The organism is Burkholderia singularis, assembly GCF_900176645.1.
GTDB lineage: Bacteria > Pseudomonadota > Gammaproteobacteria > Burkholderiales > Burkholderiaceae > Burkholderia > Burkholderia singularis.
In genome coordinates, this window is record NZ_FXAN01000066.1 from 16,730 (window position 1) to 39,967 (window position 23,238).

Sequence of the window (23,238 nt, forward strand, 5' to 3'; positions counted from 1 at the left end):
GGAGCGGGTCGAGTACGGAGCCGACGAATGGTGTCGGCTCGTCCGGCGCGCTCGCCGCCGACGATTTGCAATAACGGACTGACGCATGGCATCCGAGGTGCAAATCGCGAATCGCGCGCTGACCAAGATCGGGTCGGCGCGCGTGACTGAGCTAGGCGAAGATTCGAAGGCGGCGGCGGTGCTGAATTCGATGTTTGCAACGGTGCGTGACGCTGAACTGACCGAACACCGTTGGCATTTCGCGAAGTCACGCGCGCTGTTGCCGAAGCTTGCCAAAGCGCCGGTCTTCGGGTTCGCGAATCAGTATCAGTTGCCACAGGACTACCTTTCGTTGATCCAGATCGGCTCTTTCCTGGTTTATCCGCGATCGGACACGCGAGGACTCTACGGTATCGAGGGGGGCAACATTTTGACCGATCTCGATGCACCGCTGCCCATCCGGTATGTGCGTCGCGTCACCGATCCGAACATGTTCGCGCCGTTGTTCATCGAGGCATTCGCTTGCCGACTTGCCGCCGAATCGTGCGAAGCGATTACACAGAGTGCGACGAAGCGGCAGGCAGCGTGGTCGGAATACGAGCGCGCGATCACGGCAGCCGTGCGCATCAACGCGATCGAGCGCCCGTCGCAACCGATCGCGAATGATACGTGGCTCGAATCGCGTCATGGCGCACCATGGGCGGGTGAGCCACCGCTGATCCGGCGATAGGAGCAGACGTGCCGAAAGCCTCCCCGCAGAAAGTCTCGTTCGACGCGGGTGAACTCTCGCCGCTGATGGGCGCGCGCGTCGACCTTGCGAAATACGAGAACGGTTGCCTGACGCTCGAAAATTTCATCGCCACGGTACAAGGTCCGGTGATTCGCCGAGGCGGCTTGAGTTACGTTTCCGGCACGGCCGATTTTAACAAGCGCTGCTGGCTCGTGCCGTTTGTCGTGTCTGACGGCATTGCGTACATGCTGGAATTCGGCGATCGCTACATCCGCTTTTACGCGAATCGCGGTCAACTTGTGAACGGGGATGGCACGCCGGTTCAGGTGTGGACGCCGTATGCGCTGGAAGACCTGATGTCCGTGGACGGGACGTTCGCGTTTCGCGTGACGCAGAGCGCGGACGTCATGTATCTATTTCATGGCTCGTACCCAACGAAGAAGCTCGTGCGTACATCGGCAACGACATTTGAATTGCGGGATGTAGCGTTTGTATCGGGTCCGTTCCAGGACGTGAATTCCAATGAGGGTATTCGCGTGAAGGCGTCGGGGCAAACCGGTGCAGTGACGTTGACGGCGGAGGGTGGCGACATATTTACTGACGCGGACGTCGGCACGCTGTTTTATCTCGAGCAATTCGATAATTCGTTTCATCTGCCGTGGGCCGTTCATCAGCGAATTCGTGTTGGCGACATCCGGCGGGTTGAATCACGCACGTATCTGTGCACGGCAATCGGCGGTGAGGTGCCCGATTATGTCCAAGTGACGGGCACGGAAACCCCGACGCACACGTTCGGGCAGCGCGCTGACGGCGATTTTCAGGACGTGCCGGGCGACGCATACGGTGCGATCGGCGCGATGTGGCAGTACCAGCATTCCGGTTATGCGACGGTGCTTATTCAATCCGTGATCAATCCGCGCGTGGCAACAGGCATCGTCACGACGAACGACCCCGCCACGCCGGGCATGATCCCGAAGCAGATCGTGGACCAGGGCTCGTACAAGTGGGCGCACGCACTGTTCAACAAGCGAGACGGCTATCCACAGATGGGTACGTTTTGGCGCAACCGTCTTTGCATGATGCGCGACCGGTGGCTCGTCGCGTCGGTGTCCGCTGACTTTGAGAATTTCGCGGCGAAGGATGCTGACCAGCAAACCGACGATTCAGCAATTCGGGTGCAGTTGAATGCGCGACAACTCAACAAGCTTGCATGGATGGTCGAATCCGATAGCCTTTTGATTGGCATGACTGGCGATGAGTGGGTTGTCGGGCCAGCGAACGCATCGCAGCCGGTTAGCGCGACGAACTTGAACGCTGCTCGTCGTACTTCGTATGGCTCGAAGCGCTTGCAGCCCGTGCAGGTTGGCGGGACGATTTTGTTTGTCCAGAAGAGCGGGCGCAAGTTGCGTGATTTTAAGTACGATTTTTCGTCCGACAACTACGCGTCGACGGACGTGACAAAGCTTGCCGATCACGTGACGCGCGGCAATTCCGGCACGGCGAATGGGATTGTTTCGCTTTGCTATCAGCAAGAGCCCCATTCGGTGATATGGGCAGCGCGTGCGGACGGGCAACTGATCGGCGTGACATATGACGAGGAGGCTGGGCGCAGCGATGTGTATGGCTGGCACCGGCATCCGACGGCGAACGGCTTCGTCGAGTGCGTCGCGACCATGCCATCACCGAATGGTGATGCGGATGACCTATGGGTCGTTGTTCGGAGGTGGGTCAACGGGCAGTACGCACGGTATATCGAATACCTACATCCAACGCTGCAAGACGATGAGAATCAGAGCGCCGCGTTCTACGTCGATGCCGGAATGACGTACCGTGGCGCTCCGACAACTGTCGTGTCGGGGCTGACGCATCTCGAAGGGCAGACCGTTGCGGTGTTGACCGATGGCGCTGCTCACCAGACGCGGGTCGTTTCGAGTGGTTCGATCTCGCTCGACTGGCCGGCATCGGTTGTTCATATCGGAATTCCGCAGACATGCCGTATCCAGACCATGCAGCTAAACGCCGGCGCCGCCGACGGGACGGCGCAAGGAAAGACAAAGCGCGTCACGAATATCGTGACGCGGATTTCGCGGAGCCTGGGCGGCGAGGTTGGACCGTCGTTCGCGGACGCCGATCTCGAACCTCTGAATTTCCGTAAGCCGTCGAATTCGATGGATCGCGCGGTGCCGCTCTTTACCGGCGATGTCGAGGCGAATTGGCGCGGCGGCTACGAGGGACAATCATGGGTTTGCTACCAGAACGACCAACCGTTGCCGGTTACGCTGCTCGGTTTCTTCCCGATCGCGGTGACGCAGGATGATCGCTGAACGACTGGCCCCGGAGCACATTCTGTCGATTGAGTTGCAGCCCGCCCAGGCGCGGGTTGCTGGCGCGCTCACGCGCGCCTACGCGGAACACCTGAGCGCGTTGCCAGGTATCGGATGGGCGCTCGTTGACGGTGGCATGACGCTCGGCTGCGGCGGCATCGTCGAGATATGGGAGAACCGCGCACAAGCGTGGACACTGATTTCGCCCGTGTTGTTGCGGCGCTTCCATGTTGCGCATCGCATGGTGCGGGACGTACTGCACGATGCACCATGGCGGCGTATTGAGATGGACGTTGACGCGACGCACGCCGCTGGCATTGCATGGGCGCGGCGGCTCGGCTTTGTAGAAGAGGGCGTGCGGCGAAAGTACACCATCGATGGGCGAGACGTGATTCTTTTTGCGAGGGTGAAATAGTGGACCCCATGACTCTGGCTATCAGCGGCGCGGCGCTCTCGGGCGTCGGCGCGCTGTCGTCCGGCATCAGTCAAGCGAGTCAGTACGGCCAGCAGGCCGATGTGCTGAATCGCAACGCCGCGCTGTCCGATCAACAGGCGAAGCAGGTTTACGCGCAGAACGTGAATCGTGAGGAAGCGCAGCGCCGGCAAGCGGGGCAGCAACTCGGCGCGCAGCGCGCGGCCGTGGCCGAGTCAGGTTTCGATCCGAACTCCGGATCGATGCTCGACACGCAGGTGCAGAGCGTGCGCAATGCTGAACTCGATGCGCTGCAGTTGCGTTATCAGGGGCTGTTACAAGGCGAATCGCTTGACGATCAGGCTCGGCAGCAGCACTACCAAGCGCGTGTCGCGCGCGCGAATTCTCGATCGTCGTTGCTGTCTGGCGGAATTTCAGCCGCAGCGTCGGCACTTGGCGGGTTGTCGGCCTACACGAAGTTCGGCGGTGTGGGCTCGAATCTTAAAACGTTCGGTACGACATCTGCTGGCAATCCGATTTATTTCTCGATGCCTTCCTGATCATGGCAATCCGAATCCCGACATACGAACCGCAGGTTACACCGCAGTTGCAGACATCCGGCGCGCAAACGCCGTTCTCGAGCGTCCAGGACGGAACAGGCGCTGCGTTGCAGCAGGCCGGGGGCGCGATGATGCAAACCGCTGGCGTTCTGGAAGCACAGCGGCAGCAGGATGAGCAAGCCACGGTTTCGCGGAGGATCGGCGAGGACAAGGTGACGTGGCTGCAAAACCTACAGCAGATGAAGGACAGCGCGGCACCCGGCGCGCCGGACTTCACGCCGGGCGTGTTGAAAGGATTCGACGACTATGCACAGAAGCAACTCGGACAGATGCCGGAAGGGCGCGCCAAGAACTTCTATGCATTGCAGCTTGACGAGTTGCGAACTTCACTTGCATCAAACGCGATTAACTGGCAGGCCCAGCAGCACCGCGCGTACAACGTTAGCCAGTACCAGCAGGGCAACGACACGGCTGCGCGCGCGATCGCGATGGACCCGAGCCTGTATGGAGCGACGCGCGCATCCCAGCTCGCGTTGATCGACACCGCGCAGCTGGATCCGCAGACCAAGGCGAAGCTCGTCGACAATTTCAAGGACGTTGCGTCGACGGCGGCCGGCATGCGCATGGTGTCGAACGATCCGGCCACAACGCTCGGCGTGCTGACGCAGAAGCCAGACGAGCCGTTGCCGGCGGGCTACGAGTGGGTCGGCGATCTGCCGCCGACGAAACTGGTCGCGCTGCAGAACCACGCACGTGCGCTCGTGGCACAGCAGCAGAACGCGGCTGAGCGTGAGGCGCTCCAGCGCGAGAACGCCGCCGTCGACCTGCACAATCAGGCGCTCACGCTCGTGAACGAGGGTAAGCAGCTTAGCCCGGAATTCACGAACCAGCTTCTCACGTCGACGCAAGGCACGAGCGTTGCCGGGGCCGTGCGCGAGTTGATCGGAATGGCGAGCCAGCGCGCCGGCTTCGCTAGCGCATCGCTGTCGCAACAGGCCGCGACGCTGCAGCAGTATCAGGCCGAGGCCGCGACGCGCGGCACCGATCCGGATCAGGCTGCGGCGGTGAAGCAGCTCGAGCAGATCCATACCGCGAGCGTCGCGGCGTACAAGGCGGACCCGTGGAACGCAGCACTCGACCGCGGCGTGCTTCAGGGCGTGCCTCAGGTGGACACATCGAGCGTACCCGGCCTCGTCGCGTCTCTCGCTGGCCGCGCTCAGGCGGCAGGCACTGTGGAGCAGGCCGCCGGCCGGCGGGTGTCGCTACTCACCCCGGACGAAGCGCAGACCGTCCTCACCGCCGTCGACGTGTTGCCGATCGACACAAAGGCGCAGGCACTGAACCAGATCGGGCAGGCGTTCGGCAATGCTGGTCGGATCGCGGATCTCGCCGCGCAGTGGAAAGAGAAGAGTCCCGCGATGGCGCTCGCGCTGAAGGCCGGCGCCGCGGATGCCGGCGGTCGACCGCTGATGACGACGAGCGGCGCGCCGCTCAGCACGTTCATTCTTGCCGGCGCGCAGGCGCTGAAAGACAAAACGGTCAAGATCGACGACGTGGCCGGCACCGGCATGCGCGCCACGATCGCGAACGCTATCGGCGATGCATTGCCGCCGGAACAGGCCGAAGACGCGAAAGAGGCTGCGTACTTCATCGCCATTGGGAGCGCCGCGCGAGGCGGTCGCGCGCAACCGAGCAGCACCGATGTGCAAAATGCGATCAGCGGCGCGACGGGCGGAATCTCGACCACGGGCGGTATGCAGATCAACGGGAAGCCGAACATCGTCGCGATGCCGTACGGCTGGCGCGAGGAAGATTTCCAGAGCGCTGTGAAGCAGGTCACGGCTGCGAACATCGAGAATCCGGGCGTCGAAAGCGTATTCGCGAACGGGCACGAGATCCCGGTCGCTGACTTCGTGAAGCAGTTCTCGAGCTACCGCCTGGTGCGAATCGGCGTGCGCGGCACGTACGCCGTACAGTCTGGCGCGAAATTCGTTACCGACAAGACTGGCGCGCCGGTCACGGTGCACCTGACGTTTCCGACGAAGAACACGCCGAGCGCCGCAGCGCCGGCCGGGCAATCTCCGGCGATGCCGTTCCCGGAGGGTATGTAATGCCGATCGATTCGCTTTACGCCGACCAGACCGCCAGTTTCCTGAACGGGCAAAACCAGATCGATGTGCCCGAGCCGCGCGTCTACCCGTCGACATCAATCACTTCGATCGCGAGTGCAGTAGGGCGCGGCGTCGGGCAAGGCAGTACGGCGCTGTTCGGCGCGGCGTCTGATCTCGTTGCCGGTTTGAGCCAGGCGTACGTCGACCCGGATACGCTGACGCTGAACCCGCAGGCGCAGGCCGATGCCGACAAGCAGATCAATGAGGCTGTCGCGAAGCAACGCGCCGGGCATCTGTTCGAGTCGGCGCTCGGCACACGTGCGTACGACCTATCCGACACGTTCAAACCGGACCCGACACGCACGACGGCGATCGACCAGACCGTGCAGGGCGTGGTGTCGGGGCTGACACAGATCGTGCCCGCCGCGGTGCTTGGCGGTCCGCTGGCTGGCGCAGCCGTCGGCGGCACGTCGATCGGCATGTCGCGCGCCGAAGACCTGAAGCGGCAGGGTGTCGACGTCGGCACGCGGACATCGGTCGGCGCGGTCGAGGGCGCGATCACTGCTGCGGGCGCCGTGCTGCCGGTCGCCGGTACGACCCTCGCGCGCACGGCGGGGCTCGTTGCGGCCGGCGGCCCCGGCGCCGCTATCGCGCAGGCGACGATCGAAAAGGCGATTCTGCGCAATGCGGATTACGACCACCTCGCCGACCAGATCGACCCGCTCGACCCGGTGAACATCGCCGCGTCGACGTTGATGGCCGGCGCGTTCGCCGGCGTGCACACTGCGGTGTCGGCGCGCGCCGCCAAGCAGACGGCCGCTGCGGCAACGGCACCGCTCGAAACCCTTTCGATCGACGCACGCCGCGCACTGCCGTACAACTCGCCGCAGCTCGACGCGTACGCCGTGCAAGCCGCGCAGGCGGCCGGTGTGCCGCCTGAGCTGATGCTCGCGCTGAAGAACGCTGGCGAGAAGTCGAATTCGGGGCAGGTGTCACCGAAGGGAGCGGCCGGTGTGTCGCAGATGATGCCCGAGAACCGGATCAAGTACGGCGTAACCGATCCGACCGATCCGGTGCAGGCGCTCAACGGCATGGCGAAATACCTGGCCGACACGCAGAAGCAGTACGGCGGAAATCTGCAGGCGATGATCGCGGACTACAACGGTGGCCCCCGGCAGGCGGCCGCAGTGATGCGCGGCGAACGACCGCCGGCAGACGAGACGGCGGCGTATCTAGAGCGTGTGAACAGCTATCTCGCGACCCGCGGCATCGACTCTGCGACGTTCCGCGTGACGCCCGAACAGGTCGACGCGGCGCTGCTCGCGCGCGGCCAGCGCATTGTCGACGACGCGTACGTATTCGGCCGGCCGGACGACATCACCGCGATGACAGCGCATCAGGACGCATTCGAGCTCGCCGCACGCCAGATGGACGCCGGCCAGTTTCCGGACGTCGCTCGGTTCGTGTCCAGTGATGATTCGGCCCGCGCGACCGCGCTCGACTCGCTGATCGCGGAAGCCGAGGCGCAGCGTACCGACGTCGCGCAGCAGACCGCCGGGCTCGCCGATCAGGGCGCTGTGTCGCAGATGCGCGCCGAGCTCGATCAGCTCGTCGCCGCGCGGCCTGACGATTCCGCCGCTGGCGTGAAGGAGTTGACGCGCCAGTTGCAGGATCAGGGCATGAAGTACAAGGCCGCGGCCGCGAAGGCGCAGAAGCAGATCGATGCGGCAATCGCTGATCACGAGGCGCAGGTGCAGCGCCTGCGCGGCGCGATCGAGGAAAATGCCCGCGCGCAGCAGGCACACCAGCAGCTCGGCGCGCTCGACGCGCAGCTGGCCGACCTGCGTTCCGCGCGCGCTGGGATCGACGCGCCGGCCACGCGCCGCACGCCGCTGTCGAAGTTTGTCGAGGATGTCGTGCGCGCGCAGACGCGGCGTGAGCCGGTGATGTACCGTGAGTCGCAGGAACCTGTGTTGCAGGCGGCCGATACGATCCCGGCCAGCACCGCGCCGCGCGCTAGCACTGCGCCAACCGGTGCCGCGCCGAGTGCGCGCGCCATCAATGCCAATCTGCGCGATACCGCCGCGTTGCGCCCGGACATGCAGGTCACGATCGACACGCCGGCCGGCGAGCGCACGGGCACCGTTGCTGAGCTGCTGCAGCAGATCGACGACGAGTACGCCATGAACACGCAGGACGCCGGCCTGTTCGAAGTCGCTGCGAACTGCTTCATTAGCCTGGGAGGCTAAATGCACCAGAAGTGCGTCAATGCGGTCGAGGCGGCCGCCGGCCGGAAGCTTACGCAGGCCGAGATCGATGGCATCGAGAACCGCGTGCGCGCGGGCATGCGCGCGAAGGCGCGGCAAGATCCTGCCGCGTGGTCGGCAATGTCGCAGTCAGATCGCGTCGCCGCTGGCGCTGAATGGGCTCGGCAGCAGCTTCTTCACGAGGCAGAGCTTGACCGCGCCCGCAAGCAGTTGCAGATCGCCAAGCAGATCGAGACGACCGATCGGATTCAGGAAGCATTGTATGCCGATCCCGAAAATGCTCACCGAAAGGGCGCACGAGAGAAGATCGTCAAGCACGACATCGAGCAGACATACGTGCTGGCCGGCGCGATCAAGTCGGATTACATGCGGCAGACGATGGGTGCGATCGACGCGATGAAAGTCGGGCAGAATTTCCTCGCGCGCGCGTTCGATGTCGACAACCCGGCGATGGAGCGCGACATCATCCGCGAGGTGTACCGCGGCGCGGATGGCTCGACAGGAAATGAAGTGGCGAAGGCTGCCGCAGAGCAGATCGCGAAGACAACGAGCGCGATGCGCGAACGCTTCAACCGCGCCGGCGGGAATGTCGGCGAACTTGACTACGGCTACGTGCCGATTCGACATTCACAAAGCAAGGTGCTCGGCAACGGCTCGGATGCGCAGCGGCACGCGTGGGCAGATGCCGTCATGCCGCTGCTTGATCGCTCGCAATACCTGGACGATGCCGGGAACCCGCTGAGCGACGTCGAGCTGCGCAAGGTGCTAGTCGGCGAGGATCGCGAAGCGTGGGAGCGTGCGAACGCGGCCGCGCGTGGCAACATCGCGCCGCGCAAGCAGGGGGTGTGGGACACGATCGCGTACGGCGGCGTCAACAAGATCGTTCCTGGCGAGACGTCGGGGGGCGCCGCGCGTGCAAACACCGGTTCCGCGCACCGCGTGCTGCACTTCCGTGATGCTGATGCGCATATGCAGTACAACCGCCAGTTCGGTGAGGGATCGCTGCTGAACGCGCTGATCGATCACGTTGGCGGCATGGCGAAGAACATCGCGCTCGTCGAGCGCTACGGCCCGAACCCGACGCGCAACATGAAGACGCAGATGCAGCTGACGGCGGTGCACGACGGCACGGAAATGCGCACGCTCGAGGGCGGCATGACGTCGGTCGGCGCGTACTGGAACTACGTTACCGGCGCCACGAACACGCCCGTCAATCCCGCGCTCGCGCGGAAGATGGAGACGCTGCGAACGACGGTCAGCGCCGTGAAGCTGCAGGGCACGATCCTTGCCGCGCTCGGCGACGTGGGCACGATGTTCGTTACGGCCGGCTACAACAAGGTGCCGTTCTTCAAGACGCTCGGCACCGCCGCGCGGCTAATGGCGCCTGGCTCGAAGGACTTCCGGTCGTGGCTGTCGTCGCAGGGGCTGATCGCCGAATCGCTCGAGCACGGACTGAACCGGTGGGGTACGGACAACCTCGCGACGACGTGGGCCCGCAATCTGTCCGCCGCGACGATGAAGTTCGGCGGCGTTACCGGTTGGACCGACGCATTGCGCACGGCTTTTCAGTCGCACATGATGCGCGGCCTTGCCGGCATCGGCCGCACCGACTGGAACAGCCTGACCGAATGGGATCGCCGCGCACTCACGCGCGCCGGCCTGACGGCTGACGATTGGGCGGTCGTGAACAAGGCGACACCTGGAAAGTACGGCGATGCCGAATACCTGACGCCGGACGCGCTATACGCAACCGGCGACGCGCGGGCCGCCGACGTCGTGCCGAAGCTGCTCGGCATGATCCGCGAGGAAGGCGAGTTCGCGGTGCTGAACCCTGATCTGCGCACGAAGGTTATCGCGTCGGCTACGCCCGGCACGGTTACGGGCGAACTGAAAAAGTCGTTCATGCAGTTCAAGTCGTTCCCGATGGCGATGATCTCGCGGCATTGGGGGCGCATCGGTGACATGCGGCGATCGGGCGACTTCCGCGTAGACGGCGCGCCGGCGCTCGCGAACCCGATGGCCTACGCCGCGGCACTCGTCGTCAGCACGACGCTGATCGGCGCGATCTCGACGCAAGCGAAGAACCTGATCGCGGGGAAGGATCCCGAACCGATGTTCGACGATGTGAAGCACGCGGGTAGCTTCTGGACGCGGGCATTCTCGGTCGGCGGGGGCGCCGGCTTCGCGGGAGACATGCTGGTCGCGGCGTTCGAGTCGGCCGACTACGGCTCGCTGCTCGGGAGTGCTGTCGGCGGCCCGCTACTGTCGACGCTGTTCCAGCCGCTGCGCGCGCTGTCGTCAAACGTGCAGGACGCGGCGCAGGGCAAGGATACGCACGTCGGTGCTGACTTGTTGAAGATCGCCCAATCTAATACGCCACTCGTCAATCTCTGGTATTGGAAAACGGTGTGGAACCGGTTGTTGTGGGACAACATCGCCGAGAATCTTTCGCCCGGTGTGACGCAGCGGAACATTAGCCGATCCAACAATCAGTACCACAACGATTACTACTGGCAGCCAGGTACGTCTTCCCCGCAGCGTACACCGGACCTGAACCGGGCATTCAGTGAATAACGGGGGATTCCCCGTCTGATGTTCGTCAACATGGGGCAGTTCAGTCAAGGACTGCGCCATGACGGTTACATCCGATTTTCAGGAAATTTCATATCAGACGGACGGGACGACTTTTCATTTCCCGATTCCGTTTTATTTCCTCAGCGACGATCACATCGTCGCCTATGCTGTTGCGCCTGATGGAGCAGAGCACGACCTCGTGCATGGCACCGACTTCATTTTGTCTGGTGCAGGCAACGAGAGTGGAGGATCGCTTACGCTGCTTACGCCACTCGCGGCCGGTAACCTGTTTACGATTTCCCGCGTTGTGCCCATTACGCAGGAATCGAAATATCAGCAAAACGATCCGTTTCCGTCCAGTACGACCGAGAAAGCGCTCGACAAGCTGACAATGATCGATCAGCAACATGCGAGCGCGATCGGGCTCGCGCTGCTGTTCCCGCGTAACGACAAATCACTGTCGCTAAATCAAAACTTGCCGGCAAAGTCGGTGCGCTCCAATGCCGCGCTTGGTTTTAACAACGACGGCAACCCGATTTCGATATCGTTAAAGATTGGGTCGGTCGAGACGCCCGTCGTCGATAACCGCACGATGTTGCGGGCCGTCGATCCCAGCACAAAGCACGTATTCGTTGCGGGTGCGGACGCCCCGGCAGACGGTGGCGGGGGGCTGTACATCCCACGACAGAGCAGCGCGCCGGCTAGCTGGGATAACGACGGGACGCAGATTACCACCGCACACGGTATTGGCTACGAGCTACAGTACACCGATGCCGTGTCCGCGTCAGTCTTTGGCGCGCGTGCCGACGGCGTGGCGAACGATCACGCGGCTTACCAAAAGGCGATCGATTACATGTTCGCGCGCGGTGGTGGGGTCGTCTATATCCCGACGGGCGGCCGGTCGCTGATCGACAATGACCTGGACATTTTGCCGAATGTCACGCTGCGCGGGCATGCCGAGGGGTTCGGCTCACCAGGCAACAACTATTCAACGCCATACGGAAACGTATGCGGCGCACTGATTCTCAATCCCGCCGCAACGATCCGCGTCCACAGCAACGCATCGCTTACACGAGCGCTGATTTACCGAAAGGGAATGACCTTCCCGGTGACCAGTATCAGCGACTGGCAAGGCACGGCAGTCACGATCAACGGCGACGACACAACCGTCGAGCGGTTGCTCGTCATGGGATTCGACAAGCTCCTGAAGCTGAACGGTTTCGCGCGGCCACGAATCATGTACGTCTATGGGGACTGTAACAACGGGTTCGATATTGCTGAATGCCGTGACATCCCACACTTTAACAAGTGCCACATGTGGCCGTTCGCAACGATCGCGGCAGTCGCGGCAGGGGCCAATCCGGCTTTGCTGGTTCGCCCCGGAACGGCTTATGCGTTGCACGACGGCGTAGACGGTGCGATGTTCGCGAACAACTTCAGCTTCGGGTACATGCGCGGCCTTCTTCTGCTCAACACCGACTCGACGACCGTCATGAATTTCTGGTCCGATGGACCTTACGATTTAATCAACGGTGCCTACAAAGGTGCCATCGGGATGCAGGTCGAAGGGAAGTGTCAGTACGGTACACGGCTCATTGGGTGCCAGGCGTCGTCGCAGATGTGGGGGGTTCACGTGAACACGAACCCAGGGCTCGTGACGATGATCACGGATTGCTCGTTCTGGTACAACCTTGAGGCGGGCGTTGACCTTGCGCAGGGCGATGCCATTGTCACCACCAACAATTTCTACGACGCCAACTACGGTGTCGTTACGCGCAGCACATCGCCCGCCATCATCTCGAACAACCGGTTCCAAGCCCAGCGTGTACGGCCGATCGAGTCGACGGTAAAGACCGCCACGATCTTACTTGAGACGAATCATTTCGTTGATCTCCCAGCAGGGCAGCCGCCAGTCGGGGCGAGTCTCATATTGACCGGTCGATCTTTGGATGGCTCCGCGCTGAATTTGCCCCCGACGATTCCGCAGGACACGCTCGCCATTTTGGGGGGCGGTCGTTTCAATACGGTCAACGGTGGATTTGCAGGACAGAAGGTGTGCTTTTCCATGCTGGCCGACACTACGATTGCCCACACACCTTACGGCGGCGATCAAGCGCCCATGAATACGATCGTCAACAAGGCGGGGCGCGACGCAACCGTGCTTGCGGGACTCATGGCCGAGTATCGGTTCAACGGTCGGCAGTGGATCGAGCTATAGGGAGCGGGGGATATGCAAGAACACGAGAAGACGATTTTGGAGTTGATTGTCATGGGCGCGGCGATCGGTATCGCGAAGGTGTTCGTTGGTGATGAGCAACTGACATTTCGTCTCGTCGTCGGACGCGCGATGCTGGGTTCGGCAACATCGATGATCGCTGGTGTTGCGCTACTTCAAATTCCCGATCTGCCTCCGATGGCACTGCTCGGTCTTGGCAGCGCGCTTGGTATCGTTGGGTCGCAGTATTTGGAAGTGTTGCTGCGCCGGAAAGCCAAGGTGATTTTCGGAGAAAAGTGACATGGGCACCTTTGATCGTCGGCAACTCATTGCCGAACTGAGCCGCGACGAAGGGCGTCGGCTGAAACCCTACGTTGATACCGTCGGCAAAACGACGATCGGTGTCGGCCGCAATCTAACCGATGTGGGCATCAGCGATCCCGAGTGCGACGCGATGCTGTCGAGCGACATTGATCGGACGGTGGCCTGGCTCGATCGGAATTTATCGTGGTGGCGTCAACTTGATGGTGTACGTCAGCGCGTGGTGATCAACATGGCATTCAACATGGGCGGTGCGCTGCTCACGTTCACGAATACGCTCGCGGCGATGAAGCGCGGCGACTACGCGGCGGCGGCCGACGGCATGCTTGCGTCGAAGTGGGCGCAGCAGGTCGGCGCGCGTGCGACGCGCCTCGCCGCGATGATGCGGAGCGGGGCATGACTTGGATCGATCCCCGTGTCTGGCTCGCCGTGATTGCCGCCGCCGTAGTGGGCTCGGCAACCGGCTATTTCAAGGGGCACGCCGACGGCGTGCGCACGACGACGGTCGCCGCGCAGAAAGCGCAACTCGACGCCGTTACCGCTGCGCGCGCGGAGGAACAACGCCGTACTGCGGCTCAACAGGAGATTGCTGAAGATGCTGCGAAACAACGTGATACGGCGCGCGCTGACGCTGCTCGTGCCGCTGATGCTGCTGACGGCCTGCGCAAGCAAGTCGCCGTGCTGGTCGAGCGCGCCCGCCATCCCGCCGTTGCCGCCGGAAGCTCGCCAACCGGCGATGCCCTCGATCTGCTCGCCGACGTGCTCGGCCGGGCTGACCAGCGCGCGGGAGAGCTGGCGGAATATGCTGACCGTGCCCGCATCGCCGGCCAGCAGTGCGAGCGCGACTACGACGCGTTGACGCGCGGTACACAAACCGACCAACCGTAATAGGCGCGGTATAGGCCCGATGACAAGAAACGGCCATATCCGTACTCGCCAAAGTGCTACGCACGTGCTACACAGGAAAAATAAAATCCTAAAAGGGCTTTCTACATAAGCCTTTACGTACTTTGCTCTATCCCATCCATCATCGGCGCAACCGATACGCGGCGAGGACTCAGCAAGGGTGAAACTGACATAAGCGGGGACCGTAAGACGCGGCGACGTAGAGATAACCCATAATTTTACCGCAATGAAACCGGGTGGGCCGCCGAGCGAATGAGTCAATTCCGTCGACGCGAAACGCGCGACCCGCAGGCCACATCGTCGCGGGCCGATCGGAGGAGTGGCAAGCTTGAACCGCCGAGCGCGAAGCCCGGTCGACGGAAAATCGCTCGAGCGTCAAACGTCATCCGCCATAGCGAATCCCCCGCAATGTGTTTTACTCAACCGGTGTGGCAGATCGACGGCGCGGGGCGCCGGTAGATTTTTTTACTCCAGCCGAATCAATCGCATTTGCCCGCGATTCGTAACCCGGCTGAATCGCGCAGGCGGCCGGAAGAACGCGCTGTCATGGCGCAGCGAGCGGAACTGCGCGCTCTTTGAATGGCCGCGTCAAAAAATGGCCGCGCTCACAAGCGGCGGAAACCGCCCGTATCGTTCAATTTCTGCGCCCGAGTGCGATTACCCGACCTTGCTTTCCATTCTCTGTTGCCAATATGGGCCTGGCACCGGCTCGACGTCGTGCGGATCGAGCGGGTCGCCGCATTGCGCACACACGGTCACGGGCCTGATCAGATGGCCGCATGTCCGGTGCCGCAGCAGGATGGGTGGCCCGTTGCCATCGTCTTTCCAGCGATCGCCCCACGCATTGAGCGCGAGCAGCACGGGATAGAGTTCGAGCCCTTTCTGGGACAGTCGATATTCGAAGCGCGGCGGCCGCTCCTGGTATGCGCGCTTTGTGAAGATGCCTTCGTCGACGAGCCGGGCGAGCCGATCCGCGAGCACGTGGCGGGTGAGGCCGAGCTGCGCCTGGAACGCATCGAAGCGGCGCACGCCGAAAAACGCGTTGCGCAGAATGAGCATGGTCCAGCGGTCGCCGAGAACCGCGAGCGTGCGCGCGATCGAGCACGGCATCGAGCCGACGTCATCCCATTTCATGATTGATTTCCATCGTGGATCAGGTCCTGCATTCCATTATAGAACTTAGGTTCGGATCGGATACGGCCATGCGTGTTGACAAGCCTTTGATCGCTTATCAATAATGAGTGCCATCATTAGTTCTTTTTTGGAACTTACAGAGGTGCGATGCGCGTCGTTCCAGTGTCGCGATAACGAGGAGTATTGATGAATCCGCTTTCCATGTCCGGTCTCGAACTGTTGCGCGCCGCCGCAGCGGGCGATTTGCCGGTTGCGTCGATCGCCGAGACGGTGCCGATGCGCATTGACGATGTCGAGCTCGGTTACATCAGGATGAGCGCCCGGGCCGACGGTCGCCATTTGAATCCGCTGGGCGGCGTGCACGGCGGTTTCGCCGCGACCGTGCTCGATTCCGTTACCGGCTGCGCGGTGCATACGATGCTCGATGCGGGAGTCGGTTACGGGACGATCGATCTGCACGTGAAAATGCTGCGTCCGGTGCCGCGCGACGCCGACCTGATTGCCGAGGGGCGTGTGATCCATTTGTCGAAAAGCCTGGGCGTCGCGGAAGGGACGCTGAAGACATCGGATGACAAACTGGTTGCCCACGCATCGGCCACCTGCTTCATTCAGCGGCAGCCCTGAGCGGCGGGACGGCGCATTTGCGCTGCCGCTCGAGCCGCGCCGGCAGCGTAAGCGCCGCTCGAGCGGCGCAGGGCCGGGCGCGCCGTGAAGCAATCCCGCCGATGTGCTAGCGTCGGGATTTTCCACTCGACGCAACAGGAAACCAGCATGAAATACCGCACACTCGGCGATTCGGGCGTTGAAGTCAGCGTGATCGGCCTCGGCACGATGACCTGGGGCGAGCAGAATACGGAAAGCGACGCGCACGCGCAGCTCGATTACGCCGTCGACCAGGGCGTGACGCTGATCGATACGGCCGAGATGTACCCCGTGCCGCCGAAGCCGGAAACGCAAGGGCGCACCGAATCCTACCTCGGCACTTGGCTCGCGAAGCACCGCGCGCTCAGAGACAAGCTGACGATCGCGACGAAGATCGCCGGCCCGGTGCGTCAGCCGCATCAGCCCGCGCATATCCGCGGCACGGGCAACCAGTTCGACCGCAAGAATCTGACCGAGGCGCTCGACGGCAGCTTGAAGCGCTTGCAAACCGATTATGTCGATCTGTACCAACTCCATTGGCCAGACCGGAGCACGACGACGTTCGGCCGCTCAACCTACCCCTGGGTCGACGATCCCTATACGGTGCCGATCGAAGAAACGCTCGCCGTGCTCGGCGAGTTCGTCAAGGCGGGCAAGGTGCGGCATGTCGGCGTGTCGAACGAAACGCCGTGGGGCGTCGCGCAGTTTCTGCACGCGGCGCGGCAGGCCGGCGTGCCGCGCATCGTCAGCATCCAGAATCCGTACAGCTTGCTGAACCGCACGTTCGAGAACGGGCTGTCGGAGTTCAGCCATCGCGACGGCATCGGGCTGCTCGCCTATTCGCCGCTCGCGTTCGGCTGGCTGTCCGGCAAGTATGAAGGCGGCGCGCGCCCTGCCGGCGCGCGCATCACGCTGTACGAGCGGTTCCAGCGTTACAGCAAGCCGAAGGCGCTCGAGGCGACCTCGCGCTATGTCGCGCTGGCCAAGCGCCATGGGCTGTCGCCGGTGCAGTTGGCGCTCGCGTTCGTCAACAGCCGGCCGTTCGTGACGAGTAATCTGGTGGGCGCGACGTCGCTCGAGCAGTTGCGGGAGAACATCGCCAGCATCGACGTGACGCTGTCGCCGGAAATTCTTGCCGAAATCGACGCGCTGCACGAATTGCAGCCCAATCCGGCGCCTTGAAGGGTGCATCCGGGGCGATGGTGCGGCTTTTACGCGGGGGCGCCAGCGCGAGCGGCCGATGGGCGCCACGCGCAGTGCATGCGTGCGGCGGCACGGGTGTTGATCGGAGAATCGCGCATCACGTGCGATAATTCCGGTTTCCCGTTACCGGCCCGGTTCGGTCGAACCGGGTAGTGATTTCCCGTATCCGAGGCCGAAGCGTCGATGAGCGGCCGCCATCGCTGCATGCGGCGCGGGCGGCCGCTCATTCATCCGTTTCCGGCGTTTCGCTTCGATGCGCAATAGGCTCCGATACACGCATTCACGGCGACCAGCATGACCACTTCCCGTTCTCTTAATCCGCATCCCGCGCTTGGCTTGGCTGCGTTCGTGCTGCTCGCTGTCGCAGGGCTCTTCTATGTGAAGTGGTTTCCGTACTACCACAAGGCATTCGTTGCCGCCGATCATCATTCGATCGGCCAGTCGATTCTGATGGGAACGGCGGCGCAGCCGCCCGAGCCGTCGTTGAAGGCGGCGCTCGACTATGCCTGGGCGTATGGCAAGGCGATCTGGCAGGCGATGGTGCTGGGTCTGCTGCTCGGCTCGGCGGTGCAGGCGCTGCTGCCCGCGCATTGGGTCGCGCGCGCGCTCGGCGGCACGGGGTTCGGCAGTGTCGCGGCGGGCGGTCTGCTCGCGCTGCCCGGCATGATGTGCACGTGCTGCGCGGCGCCGGTCGTCGCCGGTTTGCGCGAGCGTGACGCATCGCCGGGCGGGGCGGTCGCCTTCTGGCTCGGCAATACGGTGCTCAACCCCGCTGCGCTGGTGTTCATGGGCTTCGTGCTCGGCTGGCAGTGGAGTGCGTTGCGGCTCGTGCTCGGCATCGCCATGGTGTTCGGCATTGGCTATCTGCTGAACCGTCTTGCCGGGCCGCAAACGCGTGCGATCGACGATGCATTGCGCGCGCGGCTGATTGCCGGGCAGGTCGAGGCCGGCAACGCGTTCGTTCGCTGGGCGAAGCTTTTCGTGCGAATGGCGGTGCGCCTCATTCCCGAGTATCTGGTGCTCGTGCTGCTGCTCGGCGCGGCGCGCGCATGGCTTTTTCCGCACATCGGGCCGGACATTGGCAACGGGCTTGGCTGGATCGTCGCATTCGCGGTGGCAGGCATGCTGTTCGTGATTCCGACCGCGGGCGAGGTGCCGATCATCCAGGCGATGCTGTCGCTCGGCATGGGCGTCGGGCCGGCCGGCGCATTGCTGATGACGCTGCCGCCCGTCAGCGTGCCGTCGCTCGCCATGCTTGCCCGCTCGTTCAAACCGGCGACGCTCGCGCTCGTCGCGGGGCTCGTCGTCGTATTCGGAATCGTCGGTGGCCTGGCCGCAATCGGGCTCGGATTCTAATCGGGCCGGCCTCGGCGCAGAGGCCGGCCGCTATTTCAGCAGTGGAAACAATCAGGAAAACGCATGACGCAACACAAGGTACACCCCCGGCTCGAACAGGCGCTGACGCGCGGTGATCTGGCGATCCGCCAGGCCAATTCCACGCGCGCGACTGCCGTGCTGAACGCGCTTGGCAAGATGATCGTCGAGGCGTCGGCGACGATCGGCGTCGAGGCGAGCGTGGAGATTCCGCAAGGCGAGCGAGTTTACGATCCGATCAACGGGCTGTGGCCGCAGAAGATGCTGGTGTCGTTCGATGGGCCCGTCGCGGATGCCGATCCGGAAGAGCTGCGCACCGTCTATTTGCTCGCCGACGATCCGGGCACGGTGTTTCGCGTCGAATGGCATCGCGCGGATGGCAAACTCGGCCGGCAGGAGGGCGGTCCGATTGCGACCGTTGCGTTCTTGACCGATGTCGAGATGCCGTGGAGCGACGACGACGAGTGAGCGCGAATGAGCACGGCGGGCCGGCGCGGGCCATCGGCTGCCGACCACGGGATGCGGTTCGGACGGCCAGTGCGCGATTGATGAAGCGCGGCCGGTGAGATGCGGCTGATGAAGCGCGATGCCGCGCGTGCAGGCGTCATTTGTATGGCGATGCCGCCAGGCGGAGCGCGCTGCGTGAAGCCGCGGCTGCAGACGAGCGCGGCGGATCGGTCGTGCAGCATTCGGCAAACGAGCCGCGTGCAGAAATAGCCGCTGGCGAAACTGGCTGTTCGGGCCGCCTGGGCCGACAATCCGTGCGGCTCAAAGGCTCAAAGGCTCAAAGGCTTAGCGCGGGCCGCGGTTGCTTGTTACGCCTGCGTATTCAGCGCATCATCCGCCTCCTGAATAGCCGGGCGCAGACGAAAAAACCGCCAATCGCATACGCGGCAAGGATTGCGACGTGCATCGCGACGCCGGTGGCCGGCCGATCGAGCATTGCAGGGCGGATCAGGTCGACGGCATTCGCGAGCGGTAACGCATAAGCAGCATGCCGTGCGAAATCGGGTAACTGCGTGAGCGGAAAGAACACGCCGGAGAGCAGCAGCATCGGCGTCAGCACAAGCGTCTGATAGAACATGAAGAAGTCATACGACGGCGCGAGCGCGGTGACGATCATCGATAAGCTCGCGAATGCAAGGCCGGCGAGCGCGATTACCGGCAACGCAAGCAACATCGACGGAAATGTCGCGTAACCGAGGATGCCAGCGACGAGCATGATCGCGGCACCCGACAGCATCGCCTTGCTCGCTGCCCAGACGATCTCGCCGAGTACGATATCGCCGAGCGCGAGCGGCGTGTGCATGATCGCCTCCCAGGTGCGCTGCACGTGCATGCGCGAAAAGCCCGAATACATTGCTTCGAAGCTCGCCGACATCATCACGCTCGAGCCGACCGTGCCGGCCGCTAGAAATGCAATGTACGACACGCCGTCGACATGCCCGACCATCAGCCCGAGTCCGAGCCCGAGCCCGAATAAATAGATCATCGGATCGGCGAGATTGCCGAACATCGACGCGAGCGCGAGCTTCTGCCAGACGAGATAGTTGCGCCGCCAGACGGCGATCCAATTGGTCGCGTTCGCGGGCAGCGCCAGCAGGGATTCGCGCTCGCGGGGCGCGGTGGCGGGGGGCGGCGTGTAACGGCGGGTGTCCATCGTGCGTCAGTCCTGCATCTCGCGGCCCGTCAGCCGCAAAAACACGTCTTCGAGATTGGCCGGCCGGTTCAGGCAGCGCAGGCCGTGACGGCCTTTCAGCCGCGTATTGATCGGCTCGGGATCGTCGACATAGCAAAAGAGCGTTTCGCCGCTGATTTCGGTGCGCTTGACCAGGGGCGCAAGTTCGTCGCGCAAGCTCACGGGATCGGGGCCGTAGATTTCGATCACATCGCAACCGATTTCCTGCTCGATCAACGAGTGCGGCGCGCCCTCCGCGATCTTCCGGCCTTCCTCGATCACGCACAGCCGATGGCACAGGCGCTCGGCTTCTTCCATGAAATGCGTGGTCAAAAGGATCGTCTTGCCGCGTGCGAGCAGCGAGCGCAACCGCTCCCACATCAGATGCCGCGCTTGCGGATCGAGCCCTGTCGTCGGTTCGTCGAGCACGAGCACGTCAGGGTCGTTGACGAGCGCGCGCGCGAGAGTCAGCCGCCGTTTCATGCCGCCGGACAGCTCGCTTACCTTCGCATTCGCCTTGTTTTCGAGCTTCGCGAATTCGAGCAGCGGCGGCACGAGCGCGCGCGCATCGTGTGCGGTGAGCCCGAAATAGCGCGCGAAGACGATCAGGTTCTCGCGAACGGTAAAGTCGGGGTCGAGGTTGTCGAACTGCGGCACCACGCCGATGCGCCGGCGCGCATGGCGCGCGCGCGCCGGCACCGGTTCGCCGCATAGTCGGATCGAGCCCGCATCGGGATGGATGACGCCGAGCAGCATCTTGAGCGTCGTGGTTTTGCCCGCGCCGTTCGGACCGAGCAGGCCAAAACATTCGCCGGGATGCACATGAAACGACAGCCCATCGACGACGAGCCGGTTGTCATAGCGTTTTTCGACTTCCTGAAAATCGATCGATGCGACGGACATGGGCGAGCGGAGGTAATAGGAATCGTGCGGCACGAACGGGCCATTCTAGTGCATCGATTGCATGATTTCAGCGGCGCGAGACGTGCGGATCACGTGTCGGCCGGTATCGTTACATCACATCATTGAGCATTTGCGGCGCGCGGCGAATCAGCGTTTTCCAGCTCTTGCATCTGCGATTGCGTCGCACCATGATGAACTCACGCGCCTGTTGCGTAATAGGGAGATCATCATGGCGAGCTATAAAAAAATTCTACTGTGCTACGACGGTACGCTCGAAGGCCGCAAGGCATTGCGGTGCGGAGCCGATTTGGCGCTCGATCTGAAGGCGGAAACGCATTTGCTGTCGGTTGTCGACATGCGATCGAGCATTGCTCAAAGCGCCGGCTTGCTGACCGACGTTGCATGCAGCCGCTTCGAGGAAACCGCGCGCGAAATCCTGCAAGAAGGCGTCGATTGGCTGACCGCGCGCGGCGTGCAGGCGCAGGGGCACTTTGCATTCGGCTATCCGATCGACGAAATCGCCAATCTCGCAACGAAGCTCGGGGTCGATCTCGTCGTGGTCGGCCATCGTTGCCGGAGCGGCTTGTCGCGATGGTGGATGGGTTCGGGCAACACGCAATTGCTTGACCGCATATCGTGCAGCATTCTCGTTGCCTGCTCGTCGCCTACCGAACAGCGCGCGGAGAGCCAGAAAGAGGCGGCGCAGGTGGCGACCGGACGATAACGTTCGCCGCGACGGTGGGCGACTGCGACCGTGCGGCGCAACGGATCGTATTCGGTTGCGCCGACCACTGTTCGAACGGCTGGCGTGCCGGCTGCCAGCTCAATTGTCATGCTCGTGCAGGTCGATTGCCGACAATTTCCAGCCGAACAGCCCGCTGCGATGGAAAATTGCGGCGTAGTGTGCATTGCTGTTGTTACGGCGATAGATGACGACGAATTCGTCTACCCCTCGGTACGATGCACTAGTGCGCGGCGCCAGGTTGGACGGCGCATCGGACGCCGGCGGCGGCGCAGTTTGCGTCGTGGTGTCGGTGGCGGCTCCAGATACGGACGACGAAACGCCGCCGTTGTTTAACGGCGGCGCCGCGCCGGGCGCCGTGGCCGCTGCGGTGGACGGCTCGCTGCCGGCCGGGTTCAGTTCGGGTGGACGTTCACCAGGCTGAGCGCGTGGCGGTAAACCGCTCATCAACGCAGCGACGCCCTCTGGGGTTGCATACGCATCGACGAGCGGACCGACGAGTGCCGAACCGACGAGTGCACCGATGATGGCCAATGGATTGTCGCGCTGCCGGGCTTCGATACGCTGCATCAATTCATTGGTGAGCTGCTGCTTCAGGCTGCTGCGCAGCGCCGGAAAATCGACGTATTGACTGATCGCGTGAGCGTCGCGCGCGTCGATCGCCTGCTTGATTTGTCTGAGCGCGAGATAAGGCGACGCGTACCCATAGACAATCATCGCGACGGCAATAACGAACATCGCGATGATAAAAAGCGGTTTCAGGACCCGTCTTTGCGGATGCGCGATAGCACTCAAACAGCCCCCTCGACGAACGAAATAGCGCTCGAGGATCAGAGACCTTGCTGTGTAAGCGAATGTTCCTCGGCGATGCAGCGATCGATCATGCGGCAGATTGCGTCGACCGTGCCGACCATGATGAACCGGGATGGCCCGTGGTAAACCCTTACCGGTGCACGTCGAGCGGGCTCCGCGTGGTGGAGCGCGCTGTTCAGCGATACGCGTGCGAATGCGGGCAGTGCAGACGGCAGCAGCGACGGCTGCACGCCGGCGGCATGCGAATCCTCGACGAGCGGCGCGCAAGGCGTGCGTCCGCGCAGATGGCGCAGGCGGCCAAATTGTCGAAAGGGCAGCAGGCGGGCGAGGCGTTCCATAGGGTTCTCCAG

The 23,238-nt window shown here is 63.1% G+C and carries 21 protein-coding genes; 16 read left to right on the forward strand and 5 right to left on the reverse strand.

Annotated features, from left to right (window positions below; genetic code table 11):
• Positions 1-85: 85 nt before the first annotated feature.
• The 11 genes from BSIN_RS14695 to BSIN_RS14745 are packed head-to-tail and all read left to right on the forward strand — an operon-like array spanning position 86 to position 14,381.
• Positions 86-709, forward strand: coding sequence for a phage connector family protein (locus BSIN_RS14695; RefSeq protein WP_089341052.1), 624 nt, complete (start codon positions 86-88; stop codon positions 707-709).
• A gap of 8 nt (positions 710-717) precedes the next feature.
• Positions 718-3,033 (forward strand): phage nozzle protein, encoded by a 2,316-nt coding sequence (locus BSIN_RS14700; RefSeq protein WP_089341053.1) that lies wholly within the window; start codon positions 718-720, stop codon positions 3,031-3,033.
• Positions 3,023-3,448 (forward strand): GNAT family N-acetyltransferase, encoded by a 426-nt coding sequence (locus BSIN_RS14705; RefSeq protein WP_089341054.1) that lies wholly within the window; start codon positions 3,023-3,025, stop codon positions 3,446-3,448. Before BSIN_RS14700 ends, BSIN_RS14705 begins: the two co-directional genes overlap by 11 nt.
• An 8-nt stretch (positions 3,449-3,456) precedes the next feature.
• The gene (locus tag BSIN_RS14710) at positions 3,457-4,005 is read left to right on the forward strand and encodes a virion core protein, T7 gp14 family (RefSeq protein WP_089341055.1); all 549 of its coding nucleotides are present in this window, start codon (positions 3,457-3,459) and stop codon (positions 4,003-4,005) included.
• A gap of 2 nt (positions 4,006-4,007) precedes the next feature.
• The gene (locus BSIN_RS14715) at positions 4,008-6,116 is read left to right on the forward strand and encodes a hypothetical protein (RefSeq protein WP_256583817.1); all 2,109 of its coding nucleotides are present in this window, start codon (positions 4,008-4,010) and stop codon (positions 6,114-6,116) included.
• A complete protein-coding gene (locus tag BSIN_RS14720; RefSeq protein ID WP_089341057.1) occupies positions 6,116-8,365 on the forward strand; it encodes a lytic transglycosylase domain-containing protein in 2,250 nt (749 codons plus the stop codon). The genes BSIN_RS14715 and BSIN_RS14720 overlap by 1 nt, the downstream gene beginning before the upstream one ends.
• Positions 8,366-10,957, forward strand: a complete 2,592-nt coding sequence (locus tag BSIN_RS14725) for a hypothetical protein (protein ID WP_089341058.1) — start codon at positions 8,366-8,368, stop codon at positions 10,955-10,957.
• 58 nt (positions 10,958-11,015) lie between these two features.
• Entirely contained in the window at positions 11,016-13,175 is a 2,160-nt protein-coding gene (locus BSIN_RS14730; protein WP_089341059.1) for a glycosyl hydrolase family 28-related protein, read from the forward strand.
• A gap of 12 nt (positions 13,176-13,187) precedes the next feature.
• A complete protein-coding gene (locus tag BSIN_RS14735; RefSeq protein ID WP_089341060.1) occupies positions 13,188-13,472 on the forward strand; it encodes a phage holin family protein in 285 nt (94 codons plus the stop codon).
• Position 13,473: 1 nt separating this feature from the next.
• Positions 13,474-13,893, forward strand: coding sequence for a glycoside hydrolase family protein (locus BSIN_RS14740; RefSeq protein WP_059570527.1), 420 nt, complete (start codon positions 13,474-13,476; stop codon positions 13,891-13,893).
• On the forward strand, positions 13,890-14,381 hold the full coding sequence (locus BSIN_RS14745; RefSeq protein WP_089341061.1) for a DUF2514 family protein: 492 nt from the start codon (positions 13,890-13,892) through the stop codon (positions 14,379-14,381). Before BSIN_RS14740 ends, BSIN_RS14745 begins: the two co-directional genes overlap by 4 nt.
• A 675-nt stretch (positions 14,382-15,056) precedes the next feature.
• Here BSIN_RS14745 and BSIN_RS14750 read toward each other — a convergent pair.
• Complete coding sequence (locus tag BSIN_RS14750) at positions 15,057-15,533, reverse strand: winged helix-turn-helix transcriptional regulator (RefSeq protein ID WP_059518389.1); 477 nt, start codon at positions 15,531-15,533, stop codon at positions 15,057-15,059.
• A gap of 186 nt (positions 15,534-15,719) precedes the next feature.
• Between BSIN_RS14750 and BSIN_RS14755 the strand changes: the two genes are divergently transcribed.
• From BSIN_RS14755 to BSIN_RS14770, 4 genes are all read left to right on the forward strand, one after another.
• Positions 15,720-16,157, forward strand: coding sequence for a PaaI family thioesterase (locus BSIN_RS14755; RefSeq protein WP_059518387.1), 438 nt, complete (start codon positions 15,720-15,722; stop codon positions 16,155-16,157).
• A 147-nt stretch (positions 16,158-16,304) separates the two neighbouring features.
• Positions 16,305-17,357, forward strand: coding sequence for an NADP(H)-dependent aldo-keto reductase (locus BSIN_RS14760; RefSeq protein ID WP_059518385.1), 1,053 nt, complete (start codon positions 16,305-16,307; stop codon positions 17,355-17,357).
• 315 nt (positions 17,358-17,672) lie between these two features.
• Positions 17,673-18,734, forward strand: a complete 1,062-nt coding sequence (locus tag BSIN_RS14765; RefSeq protein WP_089341062.1) for a permease — start codon at positions 17,673-17,675, stop codon at positions 18,732-18,734.
• Positions 18,735-18,797: 63 nt separating this feature from the next.
• On the forward strand, positions 18,798-19,220 hold the full coding sequence (locus BSIN_RS14770; RefSeq protein WP_059518381.1) for a hypothetical protein: 423 nt from the start codon (positions 18,798-18,800) through the stop codon (positions 19,218-19,220).
• A gap of 361 nt (positions 19,221-19,581) precedes the next feature.
• On the opposite strand, the gene BSIN_RS14775 is transcribed toward BSIN_RS14770, so the two are convergent.
• On the reverse strand, positions 19,582-20,412 hold the full coding sequence (locus BSIN_RS14775; protein WP_089341063.1) for an ABC transporter permease: 831 nt from the start codon (positions 20,410-20,412) through the stop codon (positions 19,582-19,584).
• A 6-nt stretch (positions 20,413-20,418) separates the two neighbouring features.
• Positions 20,419-21,333, reverse strand: coding sequence for a nodulation factor ABC transporter ATP-binding protein NodI (gene nodI / locus BSIN_RS14780; protein WP_089341064.1), 915 nt, complete (start codon positions 21,331-21,333; stop codon positions 20,419-20,421).
• A 229-nt stretch (positions 21,334-21,562) separates the two neighbouring features.
• On the opposite strand from nodI, the gene BSIN_RS14785 reads away from it, so the two are divergent.
• The gene (locus BSIN_RS14785) at positions 21,563-22,057 is read left to right on the forward strand and encodes a universal stress protein (RefSeq protein WP_089341069.1); all 495 of its coding nucleotides are present in this window, start codon (positions 21,563-21,565) and stop codon (positions 22,055-22,057) included.
• A gap of 99 nt (positions 22,058-22,156) precedes the next feature.
• Here BSIN_RS14785 and BSIN_RS14790 read toward each other — a convergent pair whose 3' ends face one another.
• Together BSIN_RS14790 and BSIN_RS14795 are read right to left on the reverse strand one after the other, a co-directional pair.
• On the reverse strand, positions 22,157-22,870 hold the full coding sequence (locus tag BSIN_RS14790; RefSeq protein ID WP_089341065.1) for a DUF2939 domain-containing protein: 714 nt from the start codon (positions 22,868-22,870) through the stop codon (positions 22,157-22,159).
• 35 nt (positions 22,871-22,905) lie between these two features.
• Positions 22,906-23,226 (reverse strand): hypothetical protein, encoded by a 321-nt coding sequence (locus BSIN_RS14795; protein ID WP_059518374.1) that lies wholly within the window; start codon positions 23,224-23,226, stop codon positions 22,906-22,908.
• Positions 23,227-23,238: the final 12 nt, after the last annotated feature.